Annotated in this window: 26 protein-coding genes; 14 read left to right on the top strand and 12 right to left on the bottom strand. The window is 67.4% G+C overall.

Translation table 11 applies throughout. The features are described from left to right. Window positions 1-6 precede the first annotated feature (6 nt). Together WKW79_RS11955 and WKW79_RS11950 are read right to left on the bottom strand one after the other, a co-directional pair. Window positions 7-1,206: an ABC transporter substrate-binding protein gene (locus WKW79_RS11955; RefSeq protein WP_422823877.1), complete on the bottom strand. Its 1,200-nt coding sequence runs from the start codon at window positions 1,204-1,206 to the stop codon at window positions 7-9. 182 nt (window positions 1,207-1,388) lie between these two features. Next, on the bottom strand, window positions 1,389-1,739 hold the full coding sequence (locus WKW79_RS11950) for a hypothetical protein (RefSeq protein ID WP_340335371.1): 351 nt from the start codon (window positions 1,737-1,739) through the stop codon (window positions 1,389-1,391). A 138-nt stretch (window positions 1,740-1,877) separates the two neighbouring features. On the opposite strand from WKW79_RS11950, the gene WKW79_RS11945 reads away from it, so the two are divergent. Further along, a complete protein-coding gene (locus WKW79_RS11945) occupies window positions 1,878-2,573 on the top strand; it encodes a DUF899 family protein (RefSeq protein ID WP_340335370.1) in 696 nt (231 codons plus the stop codon). 15 nt (window positions 2,574-2,588) lie between these two features. Here WKW79_RS11945 and ylqF read toward each other — a convergent pair whose 3' ends face one another. Further along, window positions 2,589-3,569 (bottom strand): ribosome biogenesis GTPase YlqF, encoded by a 981-nt coding sequence (gene ylqF, locus WKW79_RS11940; protein ID WP_340335639.1) that lies wholly within the window; start codon window positions 3,567-3,569, stop codon window positions 2,589-2,591. A gap of 97 nt (window positions 3,570-3,666) precedes the next feature. Between ylqF and bamE the strand changes: the two genes are divergently transcribed. From bamE to WKW79_RS11905, 7 genes are all read left to right on the top strand, one after another. Then, window positions 3,667-4,266, top strand: a complete 600-nt coding sequence (gene bamE / locus WKW79_RS11935; protein ID WP_340335369.1) for an outer membrane protein assembly factor BamE domain-containing protein — start codon at window positions 3,667-3,669, stop codon at window positions 4,264-4,266. Window positions 4,267-4,371: 105 nt separating this feature from the next. After that, window positions 4,372-4,959 (top strand): cell envelope protein SmpA, encoded by a 588-nt coding sequence (locus tag WKW79_RS11930; RefSeq protein ID WP_340335368.1) that lies wholly within the window; start codon window positions 4,372-4,374, stop codon window positions 4,957-4,959. A 187-nt stretch (window positions 4,960-5,146) separates the two neighbouring features. After that, a complete protein-coding gene (locus WKW79_RS11925) occupies window positions 5,147-6,139 on the top strand; it encodes a substrate-binding domain-containing protein (RefSeq protein WP_340335367.1) in 993 nt (330 codons plus the stop codon). 5 nt (window positions 6,140-6,144) lie between these two features. Then, the gene (locus WKW79_RS11920; protein ID WP_340335366.1) at window positions 6,145-6,885 is read left to right on the top strand and encodes an ATP-binding cassette domain-containing protein; all 741 of its coding nucleotides are present in this window, start codon (window positions 6,145-6,147) and stop codon (window positions 6,883-6,885) included. Next, a complete protein-coding gene (locus WKW79_RS11915; RefSeq protein ID WP_340335365.1) occupies window positions 6,882-7,931 on the top strand; it encodes an ABC transporter permease in 1,050 nt (349 codons plus the stop codon). The genes WKW79_RS11920 and WKW79_RS11915 overlap by 4 nt, the downstream gene beginning before the upstream one ends. Window positions 7,932-8,146: 215 nt before the next feature. After that, window positions 8,147-9,037, top strand: coding sequence for an FkbM family methyltransferase (locus tag WKW79_RS11910; RefSeq protein WP_340335364.1), 891 nt, complete (start codon window positions 8,147-8,149; stop codon window positions 9,035-9,037). Between the two features lie 144 nt (window positions 9,038-9,181). Beyond that, window positions 9,182-9,496, top strand: a complete 315-nt coding sequence (locus WKW79_RS11905) for an NIPSNAP family protein (RefSeq protein ID WP_340335363.1) — start codon at window positions 9,182-9,184, stop codon at window positions 9,494-9,496. 8 nt (window positions 9,497-9,504) lie between these two features. On the opposite strand, the gene WKW79_RS11900 is transcribed toward WKW79_RS11905, so the two are convergent. Continuing rightward, on the bottom strand, window positions 9,505-9,906 hold the full coding sequence (locus tag WKW79_RS11900; RefSeq protein WP_340335362.1) for a PaaI family thioesterase: 402 nt from the start codon (window positions 9,904-9,906) through the stop codon (window positions 9,505-9,507). A gap of 179 nt (window positions 9,907-10,085) precedes the next feature. On the opposite strand from WKW79_RS11900, the gene WKW79_RS11895 reads away from it, so the two are divergent. The 3 genes from WKW79_RS11895 to WKW79_RS11885 all read left to right on the top strand — a co-directional run bounded on the left by WKW79_RS11895 (window position 10,086) and on the right by WKW79_RS11885 (window position 12,995). Then, complete coding sequence (locus tag WKW79_RS11895; protein WP_340335361.1) at window positions 10,086-11,717, top strand: DUF4139 domain-containing protein; 1,632 nt, start codon at window positions 10,086-10,088, stop codon at window positions 11,715-11,717. Between the two features lie 45 nt (window positions 11,718-11,762). Further along, complete coding sequence (locus WKW79_RS11890) at window positions 11,763-12,395, top strand: LysE/ArgO family amino acid transporter (RefSeq protein WP_340335360.1); 633 nt, start codon at window positions 11,763-11,765, stop codon at window positions 12,393-12,395. A gap of 171 nt (window positions 12,396-12,566) precedes the next feature. Then, complete coding sequence (locus WKW79_RS11885) at window positions 12,567-12,995, top strand: CBS domain-containing protein (RefSeq protein WP_340335359.1); 429 nt, start codon at window positions 12,567-12,569, stop codon at window positions 12,993-12,995. Window positions 12,996-13,092: 97 nt separating this feature from the next. Here the strand turns inward: WKW79_RS11885 and WKW79_RS11880 are convergent, their stop codons facing one another. Further along, window positions 13,093-13,476, bottom strand: coding sequence for a hypothetical protein (locus WKW79_RS11880; RefSeq protein ID WP_340335358.1), 384 nt, complete (start codon window positions 13,474-13,476; stop codon window positions 13,093-13,095). 197 nt (window positions 13,477-13,673) lie between these two features. Between WKW79_RS11880 and WKW79_RS11875 the strand changes: the two genes are divergently transcribed. Continuing rightward, complete coding sequence (locus WKW79_RS11875) at window positions 13,674-15,353, top strand: AMP-binding protein (RefSeq protein WP_340335357.1); 1,680 nt, start codon at window positions 13,674-13,676, stop codon at window positions 15,351-15,353. Window positions 15,354-15,380: 27 nt separating this feature from the next. Here WKW79_RS11875 and WKW79_RS11870 read toward each other — a convergent pair whose 3' ends face one another. From WKW79_RS11870 to WKW79_RS11845, 6 genes are all read right to left on the bottom strand, one after another. Continuing rightward, entirely contained in the window at window positions 15,381-16,427 is a 1,047-nt protein-coding gene (locus WKW79_RS11870; RefSeq protein ID WP_340335356.1) for a Gfo/Idh/MocA family protein, read from the bottom strand. 56 nt (window positions 16,428-16,483) lie between these two features. Beyond that, window positions 16,484-16,771, bottom strand: coding sequence for a putative quinol monooxygenase (locus WKW79_RS11865; protein ID WP_340335355.1), 288 nt, complete (start codon window positions 16,769-16,771; stop codon window positions 16,484-16,486). A 1-nt stretch (window position 16,772) separates the two neighbouring features. Continuing rightward, entirely contained in the window at window positions 16,773-17,318 is a 546-nt protein-coding gene (locus tag WKW79_RS11860; protein WP_340335354.1) for a hypothetical protein, read from the bottom strand. Further along, complete coding sequence (locus WKW79_RS11855) at window positions 17,318-18,001, bottom strand: C39 family peptidase (RefSeq protein ID WP_422823875.1); 684 nt, start codon at window positions 17,999-18,001, stop codon at window positions 17,318-17,320. Before WKW79_RS11855 ends, WKW79_RS11860 begins: the two co-directional genes overlap by 1 nt. Window positions 18,002-18,009: 8 nt before the next feature. Then, window positions 18,010-18,387, bottom strand: a complete 378-nt coding sequence (locus WKW79_RS11850) for a hypothetical protein (protein WP_340335353.1) — start codon at window positions 18,385-18,387, stop codon at window positions 18,010-18,012. 102 nt (window positions 18,388-18,489) lie between these two features. Then, window positions 18,490-20,028, bottom strand: a complete 1,539-nt coding sequence (locus tag WKW79_RS11845; RefSeq protein ID WP_340335352.1) for a hypothetical protein — start codon at window positions 20,026-20,028, stop codon at window positions 18,490-18,492. A 564-nt stretch (window positions 20,029-20,592) separates the two neighbouring features. Between WKW79_RS11845 and WKW79_RS11840 the strand changes: the two genes are divergently transcribed. Together WKW79_RS11840 and WKW79_RS11835 are read left to right on the top strand one after the other, a co-directional pair. Then, entirely contained in the window at window positions 20,593-21,993 is a 1,401-nt protein-coding gene (locus WKW79_RS11840; RefSeq protein WP_340335351.1) for a transporter, read from the top strand. A 26-nt stretch (window positions 21,994-22,019) separates the two neighbouring features. Further along, a complete protein-coding gene (locus WKW79_RS11835; RefSeq protein WP_340335350.1) occupies window positions 22,020-23,456 on the top strand; it encodes a sigma-54 dependent transcriptional regulator in 1,437 nt (478 codons plus the stop codon). 44 nt (window positions 23,457-23,500) lie between these two features. Here the strand turns inward: WKW79_RS11835 and WKW79_RS11830 are convergent, their stop codons facing one another. Continuing rightward, window positions 23,501-24,418, bottom strand: a complete 918-nt coding sequence (locus WKW79_RS11830) for an SDR family oxidoreductase (protein ID WP_340335349.1) — start codon at window positions 24,416-24,418, stop codon at window positions 23,501-23,503. Between the last annotated feature and the right edge of the window lie 53 nt (window positions 24,419-24,471).

Genomic DNA, 24,471 nt, shown 5'->3' with positions numbered 1-24,471 from the left:
TGGCGTTTACTGTTGCTGCTTGACGCGCACGGCGTTCTTCAGGTCGTCCGGATTGGCGAACACCACGCGGCCACCCTTCACTTCACCGAACACCGGGATGTTCGCGGTGATCGCGTCATGGTCGGTCTTGGAGAAGGGCTTGTTGTAGGTGGTGACCACGCCTTCGACCGGCGCCTTCAGGTCTTCCAGCGCTTCCTTGATCTTCGGGCCGTCGGTGCTGTTGGCCTGCTTCATCGCGGCGGCCAGCAGGTAGATCGAGTCGTAGCCTTGCGCGGCCGACACCGGCGAGTCGATGCGGTTGTTCTTCGGCTTGAAGGTCTTGACGTAGTTCTCGATGAAGGCCTTGCGCTTGGGCGTGGTCGGCTCCTGGATGAAGGTCTGCGGCATGCGCGCGCCCTCTCCGCCCGGGCCGGCGTTGTCGATGTAGTTGGCCATCGACAGCGTCCAGCTGCCGACCATCGGCACCTTCCAGCCCAGCTTGGTCATGCCGTTGGCGATCTGCGCCAGCTCGGGACCGATGCCGTAGGTCAGCACGGCTTCGGCACCGGCTTCCTTGGCCTTGAGCAACTGGGCCGTCATGTCGACGTCCTTGATGTTGAACTTCTCGACGGCGACCGGCGTGATGCCCTTGGCCTTCAGCGCCTTCTCCAGGTCTTCGCGGCCGAGCTGGCCGTAGTTGGTGGAGTCGGCCAGGATCGCGACCTTCTTGTAGCCGCGGCGCGTGACCGCCTCTTCCACGATCATCGGCGCCTGGATGCTGTCATGCGCGGAGTTGCGGAAGACGTAGTTCTCGGGGTCCTTGTCGAACTGGTGCGTGATGATGGAGCCGGTGGCCACGTTGTTCATCACGGGGATCTTGGCTTCCTGGAAGAAGCGCTGCGAGGCCAGGGCCACGCCGGTGTTGATGTACCCGACGGTAGCAACCACCTTTTCCTTGTTGATCAGCTCTTGCGCGATCTGCACGCCGCGCTCGTTCTTGGCTTCGTCGTCGCGTTCGACGAGTTGGATCTGGCGGCCCAGCACGCCGCCGGCCTTGTTGATTTCCTCTGCGGCCAGGCGCACGCCGTCGCGCATGCTCACGCCCATCGACGACGAGCCGCCGGTGAAGGGACCATCCACGCCGATCTTGATCGGGTCAGCGGCGAAGGCGCCGGCGGAGCAAACGATGAGGCCGGCCATGGCCAGGCGGTGAAAACGAAACTGCATGAAAAAAAGTCTCCGGAGAAAAGGGTCAGTGGCCCGAACAAAAGCGACGGCGCAGCCGACGCGCGATGCTGTAAGAACTTAACCAAAAGTAACCTTACGGCAGAGAGTGACAACCCTAGCGAAAACCCGAGGCTGATGTAAGCCGGCAATAAGTTTCGCGTGGGTCGAATTCAGGGGCGCAATTACCGACGCCACCCACCGCGTCCGCCTCGGCCGGAACCGCCCGCCCAACCGTAGCCCCTTCCGTAGCCGGGCCGCGCAGCGTAGCCGTGCCCGTATCCATAGAAGGGCCGCCCGCCGTAGTAGGGATAGCGCCCTCCGTACCAGCCATAAGGCCGACCGTAGCAGCAGCCTCCGTAATAGGCGCCGCCAACGTACAGCCAGGGCGCAGCATAGGGGACCCCGTAGCCGTACGAATAGGCATAGGGATAGGTGGTCGTATAGCTGCCGTCCACAGGCACGGCGACGCAGCCGCCGAGCGTGAGCAAGCCGCCAAGTGCCAAGGCCAGTCCGGCCGGGTGGATTCGCTTCATGCGTGGCTCCTTTGCTTGCATGCGGTGTGCGCCGCCCGCTCAACGCCCTTCGTCGGCGCAGGCTGACAAGGATTTCCCGCGCAGGCGCCTTGCCGCCCAGCGGCAGGCACTTGATCGTTTGGAACACAAGGAGCAACCATGGTTCAACTTCAATCCGCATCCGAACTCGCCGCCGCCGCTGCGAGCAAGCCCTATCCCAACGACAGCGCCGACTATCGCCAGGCCCGCACGGCCTTGCTCGCGGAGGAGATCGAGTTGCGCCGCCACATCGAGCGCGTCGCCGCACAACGCCGCCAGTTGCCGCTCGGCGGAGAAGCGCCGCCTTACCAGTTCAAGGACGAGAACGGCAAGACCATCGGCCTGGCCGACATGTTCGGCGCGCACGACACGCTGGTCAGCTACTTCTGGATGTACGGCCCGCAGCGCGAGCGGCCGTGCCCGATGTGCACCGCCATGCTGGGCGCCCTCGACATTCCCGCGCGCGACCTCAGCCAGAAGGTGGCGATGGCCGTCATCGGGCGTTCACCAGTCGAGCGTCAGTTGGCCTTTGCGCGCGAGCGCGGCTGGCGCAACCTGAAGTTCTACGCCACGGTCGGCGACGATTTCGCGCGCGACTACCGCGGCCTGGCGCCCAACGGCGACGAATGGCCGGCGCTGGACGTGTGGGTCAAGCGCGACGGCAAGGTCCACCACTTCTGGGCCGGCGAGATGGGCGGCACCGAGGACCCGGGTCAGGACGCACGCGGCGCACCCGACCCGACACCGCTGTGGAACATCCTCGACCTCACGCCCGCCGGGCGCGGCACCGACTGGTATCCGAAGCTGGATTACTGACGCGCCGCGAGCGGGTCAGGCAGCGTCCGGCTCGTCGGGCCGAGGCGTGGCGGTCGGCGCCTCCTCGCCGCCGCGCTGCGGCTTTTTCTTCTTCGAGCGCGCGGCCTTCTTCGCGGCGCGCTCGGCGTCGGCCTGCATGCCCGCCGCGAACCATTGCATGAACTCCTCCGGCGTCTCCAGCGTGATGCGGCCCATGCTGCCGTTGCGGAACTCGTGCATCACGACTTCGGCCGCCTTCTGCGTATTGACCTTGCCCTTGCCCAGCAGCGCGCCGCGCTTGCGGCCGATGGCTTCCAGCGCCTCTTCGTCGCTCAGGTCTGCGATCGACTCCGTGAGCTTGAAGCGCGCCTCCACCAGCCCCGCATAGTCTTTCTTCAAAGTCGCCAGCAGCTCCAGCGCGACCAGTTCCTCGTCGTACGCATTGCGGCCCACCGCGCCGCTGGCCGCCAGGTTGAAGCCGCTCTTGGGCACGATGATGCGCGGCCACAGCATGCCGGGCGTGTCCCACAGGTAGAAGTCGTCGGCCAGCACGATCCGCTGCTCCAGCTTGGTGATGCCGGCCTCGTCGCCGGTCTTCGCCTTCTTGCTGCCGGTCATGGTGTTGATGAGCGTCGACTTGCCGACGTTGGGGATGCCGCAGATCAGCACGCGCATCGGCTTGGCCATGCCGCCCCGATTCGGCGCGAGTTCGTGGCAGGCGGCGATGAGGCGCTGCGCCGGCGTGCTCAGGCTGGCATCGAGCCCGATGGCGCGCGTGTCGGGCTGGGCGTTGTAGTGTGCGAGCCAGAGCGCGGTGCGCTCTGGGTCGGCCAGGTCCTGCTTGTTGAGCACCTTGAGGCCAGGCTTGTGGCCGGTGAGTTCCGCCAGCATCGGGTTGGCGCTGGAACCGGGCAACCGGGCATCGAGCAACTCGATCACCACGTCGATATCTTTCACGCGTTCCGCGATGGCCTTTTGCGTCACGTGCATGTGACCGGGGAACCACTGGATGGCCATCTGTGTACTTTCTCTCACTCGGTGATTTGCCTGAAGGAACTCAATTGTCGACGACCCATAGAATTCCCTCGACACAAACAATCAGGGAAGACAAGTCATGCTTCGACGCCACGCATTGGCACTCGCGATCGCCATCGCCGCTCCTGTTTCAGTCGCCCATGCGCAGCGTCCTGCGGCACCGCAAGGCCCGCTCATCACGGGTTTCCTGTGCTGCAACATGTACACCTACGGCTCCCAGATGGGCGATGCCAACTACCGCGAGGAAGGCACCAGCCTGCTGCCGGTCGGCACGCCGACCCAGGTCACCGGCTACGAGCGGCATTTCATCTACCTGAACGTCGGCGGCAAGACGCAGCGTCTCAAGAACGACTACAGCCGCGATATCGCGATGACGCCGTTCGCCTACCGGTACGTGGTCACGGAAGATCCCCGCGTGCGGATCGCGGCCTTCGAACCGCGGATTCGCGACGCGATCGGGGCGGCCAAGATCACGGAAGGCATGACGCGCGAACAGGTGACCATGGCCGTCGGCTGGCCCATGACCAGCGAGAACCCGCGCCTCGAGGCCGATGTGTGGCGCTACTGGGCCGACTCCTGGTCGGAGTACCAGGTGTCCTTCGACAAGGTCGGCAAGGTCAAGGCCGTGACCGGCACGCCCGCGGTGCTGGACCGCGTGCTGTTCGTGCCGGCGCAATAGGCGGCTGCACCGGACGGCTCCGCTGCACGGGCGGGGGGCGTCCGATCAGATCAATGGGCGACCCTAGAATCCGCGCGCACCTCAACCACAAAGGGTCACCTTCACATGCTCCAACGCCTTGCGCTGACAGCCGCCATTGCGATCGCTTTCTCCCCCGCACATGCCCAACGCCCGGCCAGCCCGCAAGGCCCGATGCTCACGGGCTACCTGTGCTGCAACATGTACACCTACGGCAGGCAGATGGGCGACGCGAACTACCGCGAATCCGGCACCACCCTCGTGCCCATCGGCACGCCGGCGCAGGTCACGAGCTACGACTTCCGCTGGGTCGACACCACGATCGGCGGCAAGCCGCAGCGCCTCAAGAACGACTACAGCCGCGACATTCGCATTCCGGAGTTCGCCAGCCGGTACATCGTCAAGGAAGACCCCAAGGTCCGCATCGCCGGCTTCGAGCCGCCCGTGCGCGAGGCGATACAGGCCGCGAAGGTCATGGAGGGCATGACGCGCGAACAGGTCATCATGGCCGTCGGCTATCCCATTACCAGCGAGAACCCGCGCCTCGAGGCCGACGTGTGGCGCTACTGGATCGACTCCTGGTCGGAGTACCAGGCGGCCTTCGACAAGGCCGGCAAGGTCAAGTCGGTCGCCGGCCCGGCCGCAGCGATCGTGCAGTACACACCGGGGCAGTGAAGCCCGAAGGCCGCGGCTGATCCGCGCCTGCGCCCAAGCGCGGGTCTGCCCGCTCGACACCTTCCGATACAAGTACTACAGTCCGCCTTCTCTTGGGTCCCAGACAGCCCGCATGAGAGATCCCGCGCGGCTTGCCAGCGGTGCAAGAGAGCCTTGTCAGTGCATATCCCACAACGAAGGAGACGCAATGAAGAAGTCGGTTCTTGTGTTCGTCGGCGCGGCCCTGGCCGCCCTCCTCGCCGCCACGCCGGCGATGGCCCAGAAGAAGACGTTGGCGGTGGTCGTGAAGGGGCTGGACAACCCCTTCTTCACGGTGCTCGGCGATGGCTGCGCGCTGTGGAACAAGGAGAACCCCACGTCGGAATACACCTGCCTCTACACCGGTCCGGCCTCCAGCGCCGATGAAGCCGGCGAAGTGCAGATCGTCGAAGACCTGATCAACAAGGGGGTGGCCGGCATCGCCATCTCGCCGTCCAACGCGCCGGCCATGGCCACCATGCTCAAGGCCAAGGCGCCGAAGATGCCGATCATGACCATCGACGCCGACCTCGGCGCCGCCGACAAGGCGCTGCGCAAGACCTACCTCGGCACCAACAACTACGACATGGGCGTGCTCATGGCCAAGCACCTGAAGGGGCTCAACGCCAAGGGCGGCACGGTCTGCATGCAGCTGGGCAACGTGGCGGCGGACAACATCAACCAGCGCGCCGCGGGCTTCCGCGACACCATCGCCGGCAAGAAGGGCATCGACCGGCTGAAGGGTGAAGGCGGCTGGACCGAGATCGCCGGCTGCCCGCTGTTCACCAATGACCAGATCGACCTGGCCAACCAGCAGATGTCCGACGTGTTCACCAAGAACCCGAAGCTCAACGCCTTCATCCTGGTGGGTGGCTGGGCGCAGTTCGGACCGTCGGCCTATGCGCAGGTGACGGACCAGGTGAAGCCGAAGCTGGCCTCGAAGGAACTGATCATCATCGCCGGCGACACGCTGCCGCCGCAACTCGACGCGCTGAAGAACGGCCGCAGCCATGCGCAGATCGGCCAGCGTCCGTTCGAGATGGGGCATCGTGCGCCGGCCGTGCTGATCGACCTGATCGGCGGCAAGAAGGTGGCGGATCCGCTCTTCACCGGGCTCGATGAATGCGTGCCCACGAACCTGGACAAGTGCCCGGCGAAGTAACAGGCATGGCTGTCCTGGAGCTCAGCGGAGTCTCCAAGCACTTCGGCGCCATCCAGGCGCTGACCGACGTCTCCCTCTCGCTGCATGCGGGCGAGGTGGTCGGCTTGATGGGCGACAACGGCGCCGGCAAGTCCACGCTGGTGAAGATCGTCGCCGGCAACTACCCGCCGAGCGACGGCACGCTGGCGATGGAGGGCCGCCCACTGGCCTTCCACAAGCCGGCCGACGCGCGCGGCGAAGGCATCGAAGTGGTCTACCAGGACCTGGCGCTGTGCGACAACCTCAGCGCGGCCGAGAACGTGTACCTCGGCCGCGAGTTGCGGCGCGGCATCGGACCCTTCAAGATCCTCGACTACCGGGCGATGTACCAGCGTGCGGGCGAACTGTTCGCGGAGCTGAAATCGGAGACGCGACCGCGCGACCTGGTGCGGCGCATGTCGGGCGGCCAGCGGCAGGCGGTGGCGATCGCGCGCACGCGCCTGGCCGACCCGAAGATCGTGCTGATGGACGAGCCCACCGCCGCCATCAGCGTGCGGCAGATCACCGAGGTGCTGAGCCTGATCCGGCGCTTGCGCGACCACGGCATCGCGGTGGTGCTGATCAGCCATCGCATGCCCGACGTGTTCGCGGTGGCCGACCGCATCGTCGTGCTGCGCCGCGGCGTGAAGGTAGCGGACAAGCCGATCGCGCAAAGCTCCCCCGAGGAAGTGACCGGCCTCATCACCGGCGCGATCGAGACCGCATGACAACGCAGGACCAACGCATGGCCGCCATCAGCCTCGAAGAAACCATCGACCGGCGCGTGCACGGCACCTGGCTGAGTTGGCTGGTGAGCCAGCAGACCTTCTGGGTCTCGGTGGCGGCGGTGGTCGCATTCGTGGTGCTGGCCTTTTCCAGCGACGTGTTCGCGACGCAGCAGAACCTGTTCAACGTCACGCGCAACTTCGCTTTCGTGGCGCTGATCGCGATCGGCATGACGGCCGTGATCATCACCGGCGGCATCGATCTTTCCGTAGGCGCGACGCTGGTGCTCTCTGGCATGGTGGTGGGGATGTCGATGGCCGAAGGCATGTCCATCTGGCTGGCGATTCCGCTGGCGCTGGGCGCCTCGCTGCTGGTCGGCGCGATCAACGGTTTCATGATCGCCTACATCGGCGTGCCGCCCTTCGTGGTGACGTTGGGGATGCTGTCGATCGTGCGCAGCCTGGCCATGGTGCTGTCGAACAACCGCATGGTCTACCAGTTCGGGCCGGACCAGCCGAAGCTGCTGGCACTCGGCGGCGGCTTCGTCACCGTGCCCCTGCCCTTCACCGATGCGATCCATGTGCCGAGCCCGGTGCTGTTCCTCATCGTGCTGCTGGTCGTCGCAAGCTTCATGTTCCGCTGGACGCGCTGGGGGCGGCACCTCTATGCCATTGGCGGCAACGAGCGCGCGGCGACGATGACGGGCGTGCCGGTCAAGCTGGTGAAGGTCAGCGTCTACATGTTCTGCGGGCTGTGCGCGGGCATTGCCGGCGTGCTGGAAGTGGGTTGGCTCGGCACCGTGACGACCAGCCTCGGCCAGGGCATGGAGCTGTCGGTGATCGCGGCCTCGGTGATCGGCGGGACCAACCTGGCCGGAGGCATCGGCACGGCCTTTGGCGCGGTAGTGGGCGCGGCGCTGATCGAGGTGATCCGTAACAGCCTGATCCTGCTGGGGATCAGCACCTTCTGGCAAGGCACCTTCGTGGGAAGCTTCATCATCGTGGCGGTGCTGTTCGACCGGCTGCGGGCGCGCAGCGCCAACGATTGAAGCATGAGGGCCGGCCCTCCGCCTTGCCGCCGACCCGCCGCAAGGTGTACGCCCCTGGCCGATCGCCATAGCGAGGCGCTCCATCCCTGGCCGAATGATGGTCCGGAATATGCATCCGGTCCGCCGGGAAAGGGTCATGAATCCATTTGTAGCCCTTTATAGTTACTCACAATTGTTTCTAACCATGTCCGACATCGGGCAGAGGAGGGGCGTACATGTTGAAGAGCGGGATCTATCAGGCCATCCTCCCGGTGGTGCGGGGCTTTGGCCGGCATCGTTTTTTCAGCAGCCCGCTGGTGACGCGCCTGCTCTGGGACACGGCGCCGCGCGAGGCGATGATGCTGGCGTCCTGCCCGTCCGAATCCTTCGTCGTCGCGGCCGGTGACCAGATCATCGGACAGTGGCTGTTCAAGCACCGCGAGCCTTTCGACTTCGACAAGCTGCAACGGGTCGTCGGGATGCTGGGCGAGCAGCGCATGAAGCTGCTGCTCGACATCGGCGCGAACATCGGCACCATCTGCATCCCGGCAGTGAACCGCGGGCTGTTCGAGAAGGCCATCGCGTTCGAGCCCGAGCCAAAGAATTTTTCATTGCTGCGAGCCAACGCGGAACTCAACCGGGTCGCGGACCGCATCACCACGCACAACATCGCGCTGGGCGAGAAGGACGACGAGTCCCTCGCCTTCGAGTTGTCCACTGAAAACTACGGCGACCACCGGGCGCGTTACGGCAACGGCAAGTCCGACCCGGGCCGCGAGACGATCCAGGTGCCGTCGCAGACGCTCGACCGCATCCTGGACGGCGTCGATCTCAGTTCGACCTTGCTGTGGATGGACACACAAGGCTTCGAAGGCTATGTGCTGGCCGGCGCGACGCGCACGCTGCAACGCAAGCTGCCGCTGGTGACGGAGTTCTGGCCCGGCGGACTGATCAACAGCGGCAGCATGGAACGCTTCAGGGGCGCCCTGCAGCTGGCCGGATACAGCTCTTTCTGCGACTTGAGCGAAAAGAAGATCGCGATGCGCCCCTTCTCGCTCGAGGCACTCGATGCGCTGGCGCAGCGCCTGGGGACGGAAAACGGGCAGACCGACTTGCTGGTCGTCTAGATTCCCTCGCGCCATCAAGGAGGGCGCGCTACGCCGTCGTGGTCGCGTGCGAACGCATCAGACACCCCTCAGCCGCACTTCCCGATTGCCCGCCGTGCGCGCGAGTGATTCAATCGTTCCTCTTTCGTGATGAAGGAGACTGCGATGGCCTACGAAGCGCGTTATGTCCTGCGCCCCAACCCGGGCGCCGATCTCGGTGCCGTCATCGAAGCCGTGAAGGCTGGCGCGGCCCTCTGGAAGAAACATGGCGCACCCGACCCGCAACTCTGGAGCGTGGCTGCGGGTGAACTGGGCAACTACGTCCTGACCATCCAGTTCGAGAACGCGGCGGCGTACGCCAAGGTGACGGACCCCCTGTCGGCCGACCCCGAATTCCGCCGTTGGCAAGCCAGCAACGTGCAGGCGGGAGGTTTCACCTGGGTGCGCAGCAACCTGATGCGTGAGATCGCGCTCTCGTAGCGACGACTTCAACTCACCGGCACCAGGATCGCATTCCCGGTCGCCACCAGCTTGGGCGCTGCGTCGCCCTCTCCCTCTGCAAACAACTCCGCGACGGCGAACACCTGCTTGCGCCCGGCCTTCACGACGCGGCCTCGTGCGACGAAGGCGCGGCCCACGGCGGGCGCGAGGCAATTGACGGAGAAATGGGACGCCAGCACTTTGCCGGCCACCGTGCTGGCCGCGAAGCCGCAGGCGGTGTCGAGCATGGCGCCGATCAAGCCCGCATGCAGGAAGCCCGCGTACTGGCCCAGTTCGTCGCGCCACGGCATGCGCAACTCGGCTTCGCCGTCGGCCGCGTGCGTGACATCGAAGCCTGCCCAGCGGTTGAACGCGGCGGTCTGGTTGACGGCCTGGATGGTGTCCAGCATGGCGTGCCTCCTTCTCGTGGATCGAGCGGCCACTCTACGGATGGATCGCATGGCGGCGCGTCACTCCGGCGACCGAGTTCGCCCAGGCAGTTGCATGCGCGACAGTCTTGCGCCGCGTGGATTAACCCGCTTCGCCCTCGTGCCCCGTACAAGCCGGTTCATCACTTCACGAGGCCCTCATGCCCCTCCCCTTCGCTCTTCGACGCTGCGCCATCGCGCTTGCGCTTTCCTGCCCCCTGCTGGCCCTGGCCGCACCGGCCGATTCGCGCATCACGCAGGTCAAGGTCTACCCGGGCAGCGCCACGGTGGAGCGCGTGGCGCGCGTCACCGCCGGCACACGCACGCTCAGCTTCACCTGCCTGCCCGCGGGCCTGGACGCCCAGAGCATCCAGGTGAGCGCCGACGCTGCCGTGCGCCTGGGTGAAACGTCGGTGCTGACGCAGCCGCGCGCGCTCTCCACCGAATGCGCCACCAACCCGCTCGACGGCCGCATCCGCGACCTGGAGGACCAGAAGGCCGTGCTCCAGTCGGAAAGCGATGCGCTGGACCTCGTGACCGGCTACCTCAAGGGCATCACGGTGAACGGCGGCGGTGGCACGCACGACGATGGCGTGCCGAAGGTGCGCCCCGCCGCGCCCGATGCGAAGTCCGTCGCGGCCATGGCCGAGGCGCTGCGTCGCACCGGCCAGGACTCGCTTCAGAAGCAGCACCTGCTCAAGCGCCGCCAAACCGAACTGGACAAGCAGCTCGCGCCCCTGATCGCCGAGCGCGGTCGCACACAGGGGCAGGGCCAGGGCGGCAACGTGACGACGGTCACAGTGACGCTGGCCGCCGCGCGCGATGCCGACGTGAAGCTCAGCTACCAGGTCGCCGGGCCGGGTTGGTCGCCGGCCTACCGCGCGCTGCTCGACACCACCACGCGCAAGGTCCGCATCGAACGGCAGGCGCTGGTCGCGCAATCGACCGGCGAGGACTGGCGCGGCGTAAAGCTCACGCTCTCCACCGGCCAGCCGCGCCGCGAAACCACCGGCCGCCTGCCCGCACCGTGGCGCATCGGCATCGAGCAACCGCAGCCCCTGCGCGAACGCAGCGGCGCGCCTGCTGCATCGATGCCGGCGGCAGCACCCGCGCCGATGATGAAGGCCGCCATGGACCGCTTCGACGAACCCGCCTTCGACGTGAGCGTGTTCAACAACAGCTTCGCCACCGAGTTCGCGGTGCCCAATGCGGTCGACGTGCCCTCCAGCGGCCAGCGCGTGGGGTTGGCGCTGGGCCAGGTCGAGGACACGGTCAAGCTCGCGGCGCGCACCAGTCCGCAGGTCGATGCGAGCGCCTTCCTCATCGCCGACATGGCCCCGCCCGAAGGCGTGTGGCCGGCCGGTCCGCTTCAGCTCTATCGCGACGGCGCCTTCGTCGGCAACGGCCGGTGGACGCCGCCGACCGATGCGCGCCTGACGCTCTCCTTCGGCCGCGACGAACTGGTGCGCGTGCAGGCCGAGCCGGAGCGCGACAACCAGGGCACGGGTGGCTTCGTCGGCCTGCGCGCCGAACGCAAGCTCCAGCGCGGCTACGTGGTGGAGAATCGCCATCGCACGCCGATCGCGGTGCAGGTGCTGGAAGCGGCGCCGGTGTCGGTGAACGAAGCGGTGGAGGTCAGCGCCGCCTTCCAGCCGAAGCCCACCGAGCGCGAGTGGAACAAGCAGCCCGGCATGACGCTGTGGTCCTTCGACCTGGCCGCCGGGGAAAGCGCCCGCGTCGCCGCGGACTACACGATCAGCTATCCGAAGGATGTGCGGATCTCGACGCGCTGAGCTGCCCAGCCCCATGGCCATCCGGTGGCGAGAATGCGGACCACCATGCCGCAACCCACCACCGCCCTCGCCTCCGCCTTCCTGACCGGTTTCGGCATCACTCTCGGCCTCATCGTCGCCATCGGCGCGCAGAACGCCTTCGTGCTGCGGCAGGGTCTGCGGCGCGAGCATGTCGGGCCGGTGGTGGTGTTCTGCGCGCTGGCGGACACGCTGCTCGTCATCGTCGGGGTCTGGACCATGGGCAGCCTGCGTACGACGCTGCCGGCACTGGCCCCTGCACTCACGCTGGGCGGCGCCATCTTCCTTTTCGGCTACGGCCTGCTGGCGCTGCGGCGGGCCTTGAAGCCGCATGCGCTGCTGGCCACCCAGGGCGCGCCGGAGCCTGCATCGCGTGCCCGCGTGCTGGCGCAGACGGCCGCGTTCACCTTGCTGAATCCGCATGTGTATGTCGACACGGTGCTGCTGGTCGGCTCGGTCGGCGCGCAGGAGGTTGGCGCGGCGCGCATCAGCTTCGTGACCGGCACTGCATTGGCCAGCACGGCCTGGTTCGCGCTGCTCGGCATTGGTGCGCGCTTGCTCGCGCCGCTGTTCGCCAGGCCGGTCGCCTGGCGCTGGCTCGACGCATTGGTGGGCGTGATGATGCTGGCGCTGGGCTTTCTGCTGCTCCGGCAAGCCTGATCCGGCGCGTTCATCGGGCGCTGCGAAGCAAAAATGCATACCAAGGTATTGCCACGAAGTGGCGCAAAGCCCCTTTGTTGCGAATTGCAATGGCGGTGACGCCAGTGCCGCCTATGATTTGTCAGGCGCGACCCTTGCGTGTGTCGCGATCACGATCCAGAGGAGAACCCCATGAAACCCGTGTCAGAGTTGCTCAAGCGCCGTGGCCCCGCCCTGTTTCATATCTCGCCGGACACCACCGTGTTCGATGCGCTGCACGTGCTGGCGAAGCACGAGGTGGGGGCGCTGCTGGTCATGAGCGAGGGCAAGCTGGTCGGGGTGATCTCGGAGCGCGACTACACACGCAAGGTAGCGCTGCTGGGCAAGAACTCCAAGGAGATGAAGGTCTCGGAGATCATGACCGCCAACGTGATCACGGTGACCTCGAAATCGCAGACGACCGAGTGCATGACGCTGATGAGCCAGAAGCGCATCCGCCACTTGCCGGTGGTCGACGGCAGCATGGTGATCGGCATGATCTCGATCCGCGACCTGATGGACGACATCATCGCGGACCACGAGCAGACCATCGAACAGCTGACCAGCTACATCCAGAGTTGAGCCTGGGCGGGCCGGGCGTGCGCGGCACGCACCGGGTTGCGGTGCCGCTCGCCAACCTGGCAAAGGATGCGTGCGCCGCGGAGGCGCCGTTCAGCGTCTAGCGCCGGCCGTTCGTGCTGAGCCGCAACCAGCCGTTCGCGCCGCGCACGCAGACACCCGCCAGCATCTCGCCACCCGGCCCACGGGCCTGCACGCGTTCACCTTCGTTCCGTCCATCGCACAGGGTCCGCACGTCGACCACGGGCTCGGGCTGGACCTGCGCTACGGGCGTCGGCGCCGACGCGGGTGCGACACCGACCGGCACGGGCGTGGCGGCAACCGGCGCAGTTGCGGGCACGGGCTGCGGTACGGCCGACATGGGTGGTGGCGCCACCGCTACTGGCGGAGGAGGGGGTGATGCGGGCGCTGGCGGTGGCGGCGTGGTGCAGGCCTGCAAGGCGGCGCAGGCCAACAGGCCGAGCCATCGATGCCGAACGTTCATGACCGAATCTCCTGGATGCTTGTGCTGGGCGACGGGGCCGCACCTTAACGCGACTTCGAGGTGCCGTGCAAAGAAGAAAAACGCAAGCAAGAGCGCTGCCAGCGCACCCGGAAGATGAGCGGCAAACCCGCTGGACCGACGCCCGCCTTCGCCTCTAAGCTCTTTGCCAGAGTTCCAACGCTTGGCAAGGAGTCCTGATGACGGAGATTTCCGGCGAGAACCTCCCCCTCCAACGCCTCTTCCACTGGGAGCGCACCGCGCCGCAGCGCGTCATCCTGACCCAGCCGGTCGGCGGCGGCCAGTTGCAGCACTTCACCTGGGCACAGGTGGCCGACCAGGCGCGGCGCATGGCGACATGGCTGCAGGCCCAGGGCTTCGAGCCGGGCTCGCGCATCGGCATCTTCTCGAAGAACTGCGCCTGGTGGCTCATCAGCGACCTGGCCATCTGGATGGCCGGCCATGTGTCGGTGCCGCTCTATCCCACGCTGTCGGCCGACTCGATCCGCCTGATCCTCGACCACAGCGAGGCCCGCGCCTGCTTCATCGGCAAGCTGGACGGCTGGACTTCGATGGTGCGCGGCATCCCGGACGACCTGCCCTGCGTCTGCTTCCCGCTCGCGCCGGCCGATGCGGTGAACCGCTACGCCAGCTGGGACGCGATCGGTGCCGGCACGCTGCCGCTACAGGGCGAGGTGCGGCGCGGCGCCGACGAACTCGCCACGGTGATCTACACCTCGGGCACCACCGGCCGACCCAAGGGCGTGATGCACAGCTTCGGCACGTTGGCCTGGGCGGCGCAGGCGGGCAAGAAGCAGGTGCAGCGCTTCGATACCGACCGGGTGCTGTCGTACCTGCCGATGGCCCATGTCGCGGAGCGGGTGCTGGTCGAGCAGGGCTGGCTGGCCACCGGCATGCACATCTACTTCGCCGAGAGCCTCGAGACCTTTGCGAGCGATCTCGTGCGCGCCCGGCCGACGCTGTTCTTCTCGGTGCCGCGGCTGTGGGTCAAGTTCCAGCAGGGCGTGCTCTCTCACCTGCCGGCGCAGCGGCTCGACCTGCTGCTGCGCATTCCGATCGTGGGCGGCATCGTGCGCAGGAAGATCCTGGGCGCGCTGGGGCTGGACCAATGCCGCGTGGCGGGCGGTGGCGCGGCACCGATGCCGCTGGCGCTGCTCCAGTGGTACCGCCGCCTGGGCCTGCCGATCAACGAGGCCTACGGCATGACCGAGAACCTGGCCGTCTCGCATTGCACCGTGCCGGGCGTCAACCAGGAAGGCACCGTCGGCCCCGCGAGCGAGGGTGTCGAGGCGCGCAGGGACCCCACGACGGGCGAACTCCAGATGCGCAGCCCCGGCCTCATGCTCGGCTACTTCAAGGACGCGGAACTGACGCGCGAGGCCTTCACCGACGACGGCTGGATGCACACGGGCGACAAGGGCGAGGTCGATGCGCAAGGCTGCTGGCGCATCACCGGCCGCATAAAGGACCAATTCAAGACCGGCAAGGGCAAGTACGTGGCGCCTTCGCACATCGAGGACCGCCTGTGCATGCATCCGGCCATCGAGACCTGCATGGTCGCCGGCGCCAACCTGAGCCAGCCGCTGGGCCTGGTGAGCCTGTTGCCGACGGCCTTCGACACCGAGGCCGCGCGGCGGGAACTGGAGCCGCAGATGCTCGCGCACCTGGACGACGTCAACGCCCGCCTGGACCCGCACGAGCAACTCGACTGCCTGGTGCTGCTGAAGACGCCCTGGACGGTCGAGAACGGCTTCCTGACGCCCACGCTCAAGGTCAAGCGCGGCGTCGTCGAGGAGGCCTACGCACCACGGTTCGAAGAATGGGTGCAGAAGGGCAGCAAGGTCGTGTTCGCGGAGTGATCGCGGGGCCGACGCGCTCGCCGACGCTCAGGCTGTCACGTCGACCGCGCCGCCCGAACGCGCACTCTGCGCGATCGCTTCCAGCGTGGCCGCGTTGTCCAGGCTGGCCTGCGCGGCCCGCCCGATTGCGTCGAAGTCCCTTTCACGCACGACCTTGGCAAAGGCTTCCGCAGCAAAGCGAAATCCGCTGCCGGTGGCGGAGCGAATCACTTCGAACGGCACGGAGTTGGCAGTGCCCCGGCGCACGCGCAGTTGGCTGGGCAGGTAGCCGAACGGATGCGTGCCGGCGACGTCGCTGGTGTGGTTGAGGTATTCGCTGTCGAGCGTGCCCTTGCTACCCGTCACCAGCAGGTTCCGGTGGTTGGCCGTGTCCATGGCGCAGGAGAGCTGGGCGCGGCGGCCGTCGGCATAGTGCAGCGTCGCCATCGTGCTGATGTCCACGCCCGATTCGGCCCAGCTTGCGTCGGCCGTCACGCGTTGCGGCGCGCAGCCCATGACCAGGCGGATCGCGCTCAGCGCATAGCTGCCGGCGTCCAGCAGCGCGCCGCCGCCCAACTCGGGGTTCATGCGGATGTTGCCCTGCGCATTGGCCAGCACGAAGCCGAAGCTCGCCTGCGCGGAGCGCACCTCGCCGATGGCGCCCTCGGCCAGCAAGGCGAGCATGTCGCGCGTCTGCGGCTGGAAGTAATACGGGTAGGCCTCCAGCAGCATCATCCGGGCGGCGCTGGCGGCGTCGAACATGGCCTGCGCCTCGCGCCGGTTCAGCGCCAGCGGCTTCTCGCACAGCACATGCTTGCCGGCCTGCGCCGCCTTGACGGCCCATTCGGCATGCAGGCTGTTGGGCAGCGGGAGGTAGATGGCATCCACGCCCTCGTCGGCCAGCAAGGCCTCGTAGCTGCCGTGATGCCGGCCGATGCCCTGTGCGGCGGCGAAGGCGGCGGCCGTCTCGGCATTGCGGCTGGCCACGGCGACGACCTGCACGGCCGGGCTCGGCGCCACGTCACGCGAGAACTGCCGCGCGATGTTGGCGCAGCCGAGGATGCCGATGCGAAGCGGTGGAGCGGAAGAAGACATGCGTGATCCAGGAGGTGCCGACGAGCCGTCGGCCAGCACCTGGCGCGCAGAGGTCGTCAGGCGAGCCGAGTGTAGGGAAGAATCTCCGGCGGCGCCCCGAACAGGGGGCCGGCCGCAGCCACCGCCGCACCGACGTGCGGGCTGGCCATGTGGGTGTCGACCGCGCCTTGGTCGGTCCATTCCTCGACGGTCTCGAAGATGTGCGGCGCCTGGGCCTGCTGGTAGAGCTGGTACGAGATGCAGTCCTTCTCCTCGCGCGACTTCGCCGCCAGCTCCGTCATGATGGTCAGCCCCTGCGCCGCGGCCTCGGGCCTGAAGCTGATGCGGGCGAGGATGTGGACCATCTCAACGGCCCAGGCCGCGCGTCACGGCGTCGCTGATGGTCGCCATCGAGTTCAGCGCCTTCATCGTGCCCATGGAGTTGGAGCTCGCGTTGATGATGGTCTGGTTGTTGATGTGCTGGTCGTTCAGCGTGTTCTGCACGATGGTGCCGCCCGCACCCAGGTTGATCGACGGGTCGACGACGTTGCCGGGGCCGATCTGCACAAGGTTGAGCGTGCGCAACTGCGTATTGAGTTGGGCGGCCTGGGCCGGTGTCAGGTTCGTCAGGTTGCCGAAGTCGAGCGTAGTCTGGGTGACCAGGTCACCGTTGACGTACACGGCCCGCGTGATGCCGAAGCTCACCAGGAGGCCCGAGCCCAGGTCGAAGCCGCCGCGCAGGTCGTCGAGCTTGTTGTCGCTGACGGCCATCCAGACCTCGGACTGCTCGTCCGGATCTTCGCCGGTCGCGTTGGCCATCAGCGCTGCGCACACCAGCACCGGCGTGAACCAGCGCGAGCCCCAGCGGGGCCGCAGCAGCGACTTCTTGACGGGGGCCGCGCGGCGTTTCATCAGAAGTCTCCCGGGCCGAACTTGGGCAAGGTGATGGCGGTCAGGCTGTTGCGGTCGACGCCGTCGCCCACCGGCGCGCGCGGCGCCACGCGCCAGTCGGCCGCGAGGTTGAAGCGCGCGATGTCCATGCGGTTGTGAACGACGAAGAGCAGCTTGTTGGCCCAGCGCTTCTCGAAGGCATGGCGCGGAATCGCGCGCGTGCCTTGCGCAGGGTCGCCGACGAGCACGCGATCGGGCTGCACGCCCTTGATCACGACGAAGTGGTGGTAGCCGTTCTCGTTGATCAGCACGATGGCGGGCACGCGTGCGTCGTTGAGCTTCTCGAGCGGCTGCTTGAAACCATCGGCGATGAAGCCGTGGTTGGCCAGGTAGCGCTTCATGTCGAACAGCGAGAAGCCTTCCTTGTGGATCTTCTGCTGGTCGCCCTGGGCGTACATCTCCTCGAAGACGGACTGCTCCGTCACCGGATAGCTGAAGTGGTGGGTGAGCAGGGTGGCGACAGCCGCGGAGCCGCAGCTGAAGTCGTATTTCTGCAGCATCGTCGTCTTGAACTTCGCCTGCCGCATATTGGTCACCGGCAGCGTCACGTCGCCGCCGCCAGCGATGCCGGGGAAATAGGCTTGCTGCGCCGGCGCCGAGGCAGCCGTCGCAGCGAGCATCATGCAGATCATCAGGTGGCGCATCGGCGCTCTCAGTTCATCTGCAGGTTGAGGATCATCGAGTTCTGTATCAGCACGTTGGCGCCCGTGTTCTGGATCACGACCGGCAAGCCGCTCATGTTCTCGAACGAGCCACCCCCGATGCTGTTGGAACCCGTGTTGACATTGCGCGCGTAGTTGTCCGCGGTCGTTCCGGTCAATGTCGCTTCATTGGTCGTCTGGGCCCCGCCCCTCGACGCCGACAAGGTGTCTTCATCGGCCGGCATGGCCACGAATGCGGCGGCTTGGTCCGCCGCCGCAATCGCGGATGCGCCAGACGCCGGCACGGCGTCTGGTTGCGCGGCAACAGGTGCCGCAAGGAGGGACCCGATCGCCACGCAAGCGAATGCGAGGGAATGGATGGATTTCATGGCGTCTGTCCTGTGGCGTTGATGGTGTGCAAACGCGGCAGACACCGCGCGGTCCTGCATCGCATGCAGGCCGCGCGGCGAATGCCGTGATGCACGCAGGCGTTACTTGCCGACCGCGAGGTTGGCCTGCACGTTCACACTCTGCTGGACCAAGGCCGCGGCACCGGTGTTCTGCACGATGTTCAACACGCCGGCCGCCGATTGCGCGGTGCCCGTCATGCTGTTGTAGGCATTGAACGTGCCGGCATCGACGGTGTTGGTACCGCCAGCGCCGCCCGTTCCGGCCGCGCCCGCGCCACCCGTTCCGCCTTCAGCGGTGTTGGTGCCACCGGAGCCCGCGCCGCCCGCACCACCGGTGCCGCCGCCGCTTGCGCCGCCATTGCCTGCCGTGGCGCTGCCATTGGTGGCGTTGCCATTGGAAGCACTGCCGTTGGTGGCGTTGCCGCCTGCACCGCCGGTGCCTGCGCCAGCCGTGTGTGCGCCACCGGCGCCGCCATTGGCCGTGCCGCCTGCGCCGCCCGCGCCGCCTGCGCCACCCGTGCCGCCCGCTCCGCCGGTCGCGCCTGCGCCAGCGGTGTTCGTGCCGCCTGCACCGCCAGCCGCGCCTGCGCCACCGGTGTTGGTGCCGCCCGCGCCGCCTGCTGCACCCGCGCCACCGTTGGTGGTGCCGCCTGCGCCGCCCGTGCCACCGGCACCTGCGGTGTTCGTGCCGCCTGCGCCGCCGGCTGCGCCAGCGCCAGCCGTGTTCGAGCCGCCCGCGCCGCTCGCGCCGCCTGCGCCGCCGGTGTTGCTGCCGCCTGCGCCGCCGCCGCTGCCCCGGCCGCCGTTCGCATTGCCGGTGTTGCCGCCGTTGCCGGTGTAGCCGGAGTTGGCCGTGCCGGTCGCGCCGCCGCCGCCGCCCCTGCCGGCATTCGCATTGCCGGTGTCGCCGCCGCCGCCGGTCCTGCCGGAATCGGCGCTGCCGGTGCCGCCGCCGCTGCCACCGCTGCCGGTGGACGACCTGCCGGTGTCGCCACCGCTACCGCCGCTGCCCGTGGACGAACGACCGGTATTGCCGCCGTCGCCGCCCGAGCCGCCGTTCGCAGCCGCCGCTGCCTTGCCGCCGTAGCCAGCCGTCGTGGTGGCATCGCCGCCCGAGGCGCGGCCATTGGAATCGCCGCCGGAGCCCCTGCCACCATTGCCGGCGCTGGCGCTGCCATTGGTGTTGCTGCCATTGGAGGCGCTGCCATTGGTGGCGCTGCCGCCCGAACCGCCGAGCGCGGCCTGGCCAGTACCGCCCGTCGCGCCGGTGCCGCTACCCGAAGCAGAGCCGCCCTTGCCCGTGCCGCCCGCGCCGCCATAGCCCTTGCCGCCATTGGCATTGCCCCAGTTGCCCGGGTTGTTGCCGATGTTGGACACCGTGTTGCCGGAGACCGTGCCCGTCAGTTCGCTGTAGCCGGTGATCTGCGAGGACGTGCTGTTGAATGCGTTGTCGAAGGTACCGGTCGATCCGTTGTTCAGCGCGGCCGAGCGTGCCGCACTCGCCGTGTTCTCACCTGTGGTGTTTTCCCCTCCCCTGTCTGCTGTCTGTGCTCCGCTCTGCGCGAACGCAGCTCCGGAAAAGGCCAGCGCAAGTGCAGCGGCCAATAGTGTCTTTTTCATACAGTCTCCAAAAGGTTGATGATGAAAGGGCAGGACATGCGATCGACTTGCGCAATCGCAAATCGGGAGCGCCCTCTGCAACTTCGGTACCAGCTTGCGAATCTGTCCTGGTGATTCGCGTCGCTTCATTGGGGAAATGAGTTCGACGCGTCGTGTGCGCAGCGCGACCGGCGTCGTGCGGGGCTTGGAAAGCAGGCCGATTGGCGCGGCTTCTGTCACGCTGCCTTGACGAATCGGCCGCCGCGTAGGCCCCGTTGCAACAGCTCTACCTCTGTGCGGCTTACAAGCGCCATGTAAAGCCGCCGTCCGCGATCGTCACATCAGTGTGACGCCGAGGCACCCCTGCATGCCTGCCGTTGACGCCTTTTCTCGGCGGAAGCCCACTGATGGCGGGCTTTTCAGCCTCCCACACCCGTTTTTCGGGAGGTGGCACAAGTCCGTGACAGCACCACCCCGATTTCCCATTTTGTTTACCTTTGTTTTCAAATACTTCTTGCCACGTTTTGAGTGAAACACTTACGCTCTCGCCTGCTACCTCACACCTAGAAACACTTGAGGGACAAGATGACGACTTTTCATCCGCACAAGTTGCGCGCGCTGGCGGTGGTGTGTTCTTCGCTGGCATGCACGGGCGCTTTCGCGCAGTCTGAATCGTCGGCGGCCAGCCCGTCCAAGAGCGGCGCCAAGACGCCCCCCAAGAGCACCAAGCCGGCGACCCCCACTCAGAGCGTGTTGCAGCGGCAGGTCAACGCGCAAGGGCAGCAGATCGAGGCCCTGAAGAAGCAGGTCGCCGACCAGGACGCACGCTACCGCGAACTGCAGGAGCGCCTGGACAAGGAAGCCGCGCGTACCGCCACCGCTCCTGCCGCGCCCACCCGGCCGAGCGCGGCGGCGGCATTCGGCGGCGCCGCCGTGGCCTCCGGTGCGAGGCCGGCCGAGGGCCAGCCACCCGCTGACGGCGAGCGCGCGGTGCGCGTCGGCGTCGCGCCCGCCGCGACCCCCGAGCCGCAGGCGCCCGTGGCGCAGTTGTTCGACGAACCGAGCGTGCTCACGCCGCGCGGCCGCTTCGTGCTGGAACCCACATTGCAGTACGGCTACTCGTCCAGCAACCGGGTGGCGCTGGTCGGCTATACCGTGATCCCGGCCATCCTGATCGGGCTGATCGACGTGCGCGAGCAGAAGAGCAATACCTTCGTCGCCGGCCTGACCGGCCGCTGGGGCGTCACCAACCGCATGGAGCTGGAGCTGAAGGTGCCCTATGTGATCCGTTCGGACGCCACCGTGAGCCGCGAGCTCGGCGTCGGCTCGGCGGGGGACAACGTCTTCAACACCAAGGGCCATGCCGTCGGCGACGTGGAAGCGGCCATGCGCTACCAGCTGAGTTCCGGCAAGGACGGCTGGCCCTACATGGTCGGCGGGCTGCGCTTCAAGTCGCGCACCGGCACCGATCCATTCAGCGTCGTGACCGATTGCCAGGTCCGCTGCGTCGGCACCAACGCCACCGGCACCGGCCTGCCGACGGAACTGCCGACCGGCTCGGGCTTCTATTCCCTTCAGCCCAGCCTGACCTGGCTGTTCCCGACCGATCCGGCGGTGTTCTTCGGCGGCATCAACTACACCTACAGCTTCGCCCGCAAGGATGTGAGCCGCCGGGTGCTGGGCGGCGGGGTCGAGCAACTCGGCGACATCAAGCCGGGCGCCGCCTGGGGCTTGAACGTGGGCATGGGCCTGGCCTTGAACGACCGCTCCTCCTTCAGCCTGGGCGTGGAGCTCTACACCATCGGCCGCACCCAGCAGAACGGCCAGTCGGTGGCCGGCTCGGTGCGCACCCAGCTCGCTTCCCTGCTGCTGGGCTATTCCTACCGCATGACGGACCGCCAGACGCTCAATGTGTCGGTGGGCGCCGGCCTCACCCGGGACACGCCTGACCTGACGCTGACCGTGCGGGTGCCTTTCTCCTTCTAAATGTATCGGCCCACCGGGCCACCTCCATGCAACCCCAACACATTCTTTGCCTGAACCTGGAAGGCGATGCCGAGACTGCGGCCTCGCAGTTGACCGCGAACGGCTGGACCGTCACGCAGGCGCGCGACGTGGGCTCGGCCGTGCGCATCCTCACGCACGGGAGCTTCCATGTCGGCCTGCTGATCGTCGGCGCGAGGCTGGGCGTGCCGGCCTCTGCCGTTGAGGCGCTGGTCGGCGCTTCGGACACCACGCAATGGGTGGCCCTGTGCCAGCCCGAGGCGCTGGAGTCGGCCGAGTTCCGCGACCTGGTGCTCAACTGCTTCTTCGACGAACAGGTGCTGCCGGTGGAGGACTGGGGCGACCTGTCAATGATGCTGGGCCATGCGCGCCAGCGCGGCATGCTCAAGCGGCGGCACCGGGCCGACGCGCGCTCGGTCGATGCGCTCGGCATGGTCGGCCAGGGCGCCGACATGGCGCGCCTGCGCTCGGAGATCCGCAAGGTGGCGCAGACCGAGGCGCCGGTGCTCATCGGCGGCGAGAGCGGCAGCGGCAAGGAACTGGCGGCGCGCGCCATCCATCAGTGCTCGCCGCGCGCGTCCGGACCCTTCGTGGTGGTGAATTGCGGCGCCATCGCGCCGACGCTGATCCAGTCGGAACTGTTCGGCCACGAGCGCGGCGCGTTCACCGGCGCATCGGCGGAACGGCGCGGACTGATCGAGGCGGCCAGCGGCGGCACCATCTTCCTGGATGAGATCGGCGACCTGCCGCTGGAGCTTCAGACCAACCTGCTGCGCTTCCTGCAGGAGAAGACCATCAACCGCGTGGGCGCCGTGCGCAACCTGCACGTCGACGTGCGGGTGGTGGCGGCATCCCATGTGAACCTGGCGGAGGCGGTGGCCGTGGGCCAGTTCCGCGAGGACTTGTTCTACCGGCTCAACGTGCTGTCGATCGACGTGATGCCCTTGCGCCGGCGCATGGAGGACGTGCCGATCCTGGCCGAGCACTTCTTCCAGCGCTGCGCCGCCAAGACCCGCACCCATGCGCGCGGCTTCAGCCGGCAGTCGATGGAAGCGATGCAGGCCCACACCTGGCCGGGCAATGTGCGCGAGCTGTTCAACCGCGTGCAGCGCGCGGTGGTGATGACCGACCGCCGCCTGATCGCGCCGGCCGATCTCGGCCTGTCGATGGCCGACAGCACCATCGGCATGGCGCTGAACACGGCGCGAATTACCGCCGAACGCGACGTGATCTGCCTCACGCTGAACCGCGTGGGCCGCAACATCACGCATGCGGCGCGTGAGTTGGGCGTGTCGCGCATGACGCTCTACCGGCTCATGGACAAGCACAGCATCGCACTGGAGGCGGAACCGCGGCAGCAGTCGGCGGCATGGGGCGCGCAACCCGCGCCCAAGCCGATACGCACGACGTCGTCGAGCGTGACGGGGTTCGGGACGTCGTCGTAGCCGCTGCCGGCCTGATGGTTCCCCGTCAGGCCTGATCTTCTCGACTAGGCCAGCGCTTTCGCTGCTTCCATTGCCTTCCCGATCTCGACAGCGCCCTGCGCAGCGCCGCTCATCGGCACCTGCTCGCCGGCACGGTCGGTCACCTCGGCCATGCGGGCCACCAGTTCCTCGGGTGCGTCCGGCGCGATGCCGATGTGGACGCCCTGCGTCAGCGTGATGTGGGCCGCCTCGAAGGCGCCAGCGCCGGCGCAGAGGATGGCGCGCGTCGGCGCATCCTGCGAGGCCAGCACCAGCATGGCGGGCACCACGCCTTCGGGCTTCAGCGCTTCCAGCACTTCGGCGGGCATCAGGTCTTCCGTCATGCGCGTGGCGGCCGTGGGCGCCAGGCAGTTGACGCGGATGTTGTTCTTGGCGCCCTCGAGGCTCAGCGTCTGCATCAGGCCGACCAGCGCCATCTTGGCCGCGCCATAGTTGCTCTGGCCGAAGTTGCCGTACAGGCCCGACGACGAGGTGGTCATCACGATGCGGCCGTACTTCTGCTCGTTCATCAGCGCCCATACGGCCTTGGTGCAGTTGACCGCACCCATCAGGTGGACATCCATCACCAGCTTGAAGTCGGCCAGTTCCATCTTGGCGAAGGTCTTGTCCCGCAGGATGCCCGCGTTGTTGACGAGGATGTCGACGCGGCCCCAGGTGTCCACGGCCTGCTGGACCATGGCCTGCACGGCCTCGAAGTCGGTGACCGAGGCGCCGTTGGCGATGGCTTCGCCGCCGGCGGCCCGGATCTCGTCGACCACGGCCTGCGCCGCGCTGGCCGAGCCGCCCGAGCCGTCGCGTGCACCGCCCAAGTCGTTCACCACCACCTTGGCGCCGCGCGCCGCAAGGGCCAATGCATGCTGGCGGCCCAGTCCGCCACCTGCGCCGGTGACGATGGCCACGCGGCCCTTGAATTCGATTGACATATTGCTCCTGTAGGTAATTGGGCAGTGCCCATGCGAGAAAGCGTCGAATTTAA

The sequence above is a fragment of the Variovorax robiniae genome, from assembly GCF_037889955.1.
In the GTDB taxonomy this organism is placed as follows: domain Bacteria; phylum Pseudomonadota; class Gammaproteobacteria; order Burkholderiales; family Burkholderiaceae_C; genus Variovorax; species Variovorax robiniae.
The sequence above is the reverse complement of the archived record's forward strand: the minus strand, read 5'-3'. Positions and strand labels throughout refer to the sequence as shown.

Excerpts from the sequence above, each read along its gene's own strand:
- WKW79_RS11955 (WP_422823877.1), bottom strand. The coding sequence starts at position 1,206 with ATGCAGTTTCGTTTTCACCGCCTGGCCATGGCCGGCCTCATCGTTTGC.
- WKW79_RS11950 (WP_340335371.1), bottom strand. The coding sequence starts at position 1,739 with ATGAAGCGAATCCACCCGGCCGGACTGGCCTTGGCACTTGGCGGCTTG.
- WKW79_RS11945 (WP_340335370.1), top strand. The coding sequence starts at position 1,878 with ATGGTTCAACTTCAATCCGCATCCGAACTCGCCGCCGCCGCTGCGAGC.
- ylqF (WP_340335639.1), bottom strand. The coding sequence starts at position 3,569 with ATGGCCATCCAGTGGTTCCCCGGTCACATGCACGTGACGCAAAAGGCC.
- bamE (WP_340335369.1), top strand. The coding sequence starts at position 3,667 with ATGCTTCGACGCCACGCATTGGCACTCGCGATCGCCATCGCCGCTCCT.
- WKW79_RS11930 (WP_340335368.1), top strand. The coding sequence starts at position 4,372 with ATGCTCCAACGCCTTGCGCTGACAGCCGCCATTGCGATCGCTTTCTCC.
- WKW79_RS11925 (WP_340335367.1), top strand. The coding sequence starts at position 5,147 with ATGAAGAAGTCGGTTCTTGTGTTCGTCGGCGCGGCCCTGGCCGCCCTC.
- WKW79_RS11920 (WP_340335366.1), top strand. The coding sequence starts at position 6,145 with ATGGCTGTCCTGGAGCTCAGCGGAGTCTCCAAGCACTTCGGCGCCATC.
- WKW79_RS11915 (WP_340335365.1), top strand. The coding sequence starts at position 6,882 with ATGACAACGCAGGACCAACGCATGGCCGCCATCAGCCTCGAAGAAACC.
- WKW79_RS11910 (WP_340335364.1), top strand. The coding sequence starts at position 8,147 with ATGTTGAAGAGCGGGATCTATCAGGCCATCCTCCCGGTGGTGCGGGGC.
- WKW79_RS11905 (WP_340335363.1), top strand. The coding sequence starts at position 9,182 with ATGGCCTACGAAGCGCGTTATGTCCTGCGCCCCAACCCGGGCGCCGAT.
- WKW79_RS11900 (WP_340335362.1), bottom strand. The coding sequence starts at position 9,906 with ATGCTGGACACCATCCAGGCCGTCAACCAGACCGCCGCGTTCAACCGC.
- WKW79_RS11895 (WP_340335361.1), top strand. The coding sequence starts at position 10,086 with ATGCCCCTCCCCTTCGCTCTTCGACGCTGCGCCATCGCGCTTGCGCTT.
- WKW79_RS11890 (WP_340335360.1), top strand. The coding sequence starts at position 11,763 with ATGCCGCAACCCACCACCGCCCTCGCCTCCGCCTTCCTGACCGGTTTC.
- WKW79_RS11885 (WP_340335359.1), top strand. The coding sequence starts at position 12,567 with ATGAAACCCGTGTCAGAGTTGCTCAAGCGCCGTGGCCCCGCCCTGTTT.
- WKW79_RS11880 (WP_340335358.1), bottom strand. The coding sequence starts at position 13,476 with ATGAACGTTCGGCATCGATGGCTCGGCCTGTTGGCCTGCGCCGCCTTG.
- WKW79_RS11875 (WP_340335357.1), top strand. The coding sequence starts at position 13,674 with ATGACGGAGATTTCCGGCGAGAACCTCCCCCTCCAACGCCTCTTCCAC.
- WKW79_RS11870 (WP_340335356.1), bottom strand. The coding sequence starts at position 16,427 with ATGTCTTCTTCCGCTCCACCGCTTCGCATCGGCATCCTCGGCTGCGCC.
- WKW79_RS11865 (WP_340335355.1), bottom strand. The coding sequence starts at position 16,771 with ATGGTCCACATCCTCGCCCGCATCAGCTTCAGGCCCGAGGCCGCGGCG.
- WKW79_RS11860 (WP_340335354.1), bottom strand. The coding sequence starts at position 17,318 with ATGAAACGCCGCGCGGCCCCCGTCAAGAAGTCGCTGCTGCGGCCCCGC.
- WKW79_RS11855 (WP_422823875.1), bottom strand. The coding sequence starts at position 18,001 with ATGCGCCACCTGATGATCTGCATGATGCTCGCTGCGACGGCTGCCTCG.
- WKW79_RS11850 (WP_340335353.1), bottom strand. The coding sequence starts at position 18,387 with ATGAAATCCATCCATTCCCTCGCATTCGCTTGCGTGGCGATCGGGTCC.
- WKW79_RS11845 (WP_340335352.1), bottom strand. The coding sequence starts at position 20,028 with ATGAAAAAGACACTATTGGCCGCTGCACTTGCGCTGGCCTTTTCCGGA.
- WKW79_RS11840 (WP_340335351.1), top strand. The coding sequence starts at position 20,593 with ATGACGACTTTTCATCCGCACAAGTTGCGCGCGCTGGCGGTGGTGTGT.
- WKW79_RS11835 (WP_340335350.1), top strand. The coding sequence starts at position 22,020 with ATGCAACCCCAACACATTCTTTGCCTGAACCTGGAAGGCGATGCCGAG.
- WKW79_RS11830 (WP_340335349.1), bottom strand. The coding sequence starts at position 24,418 with ATGTCAATCGAATTCAAGGGCCGCGTGGCCATCGTCACCGGCGCAGGT.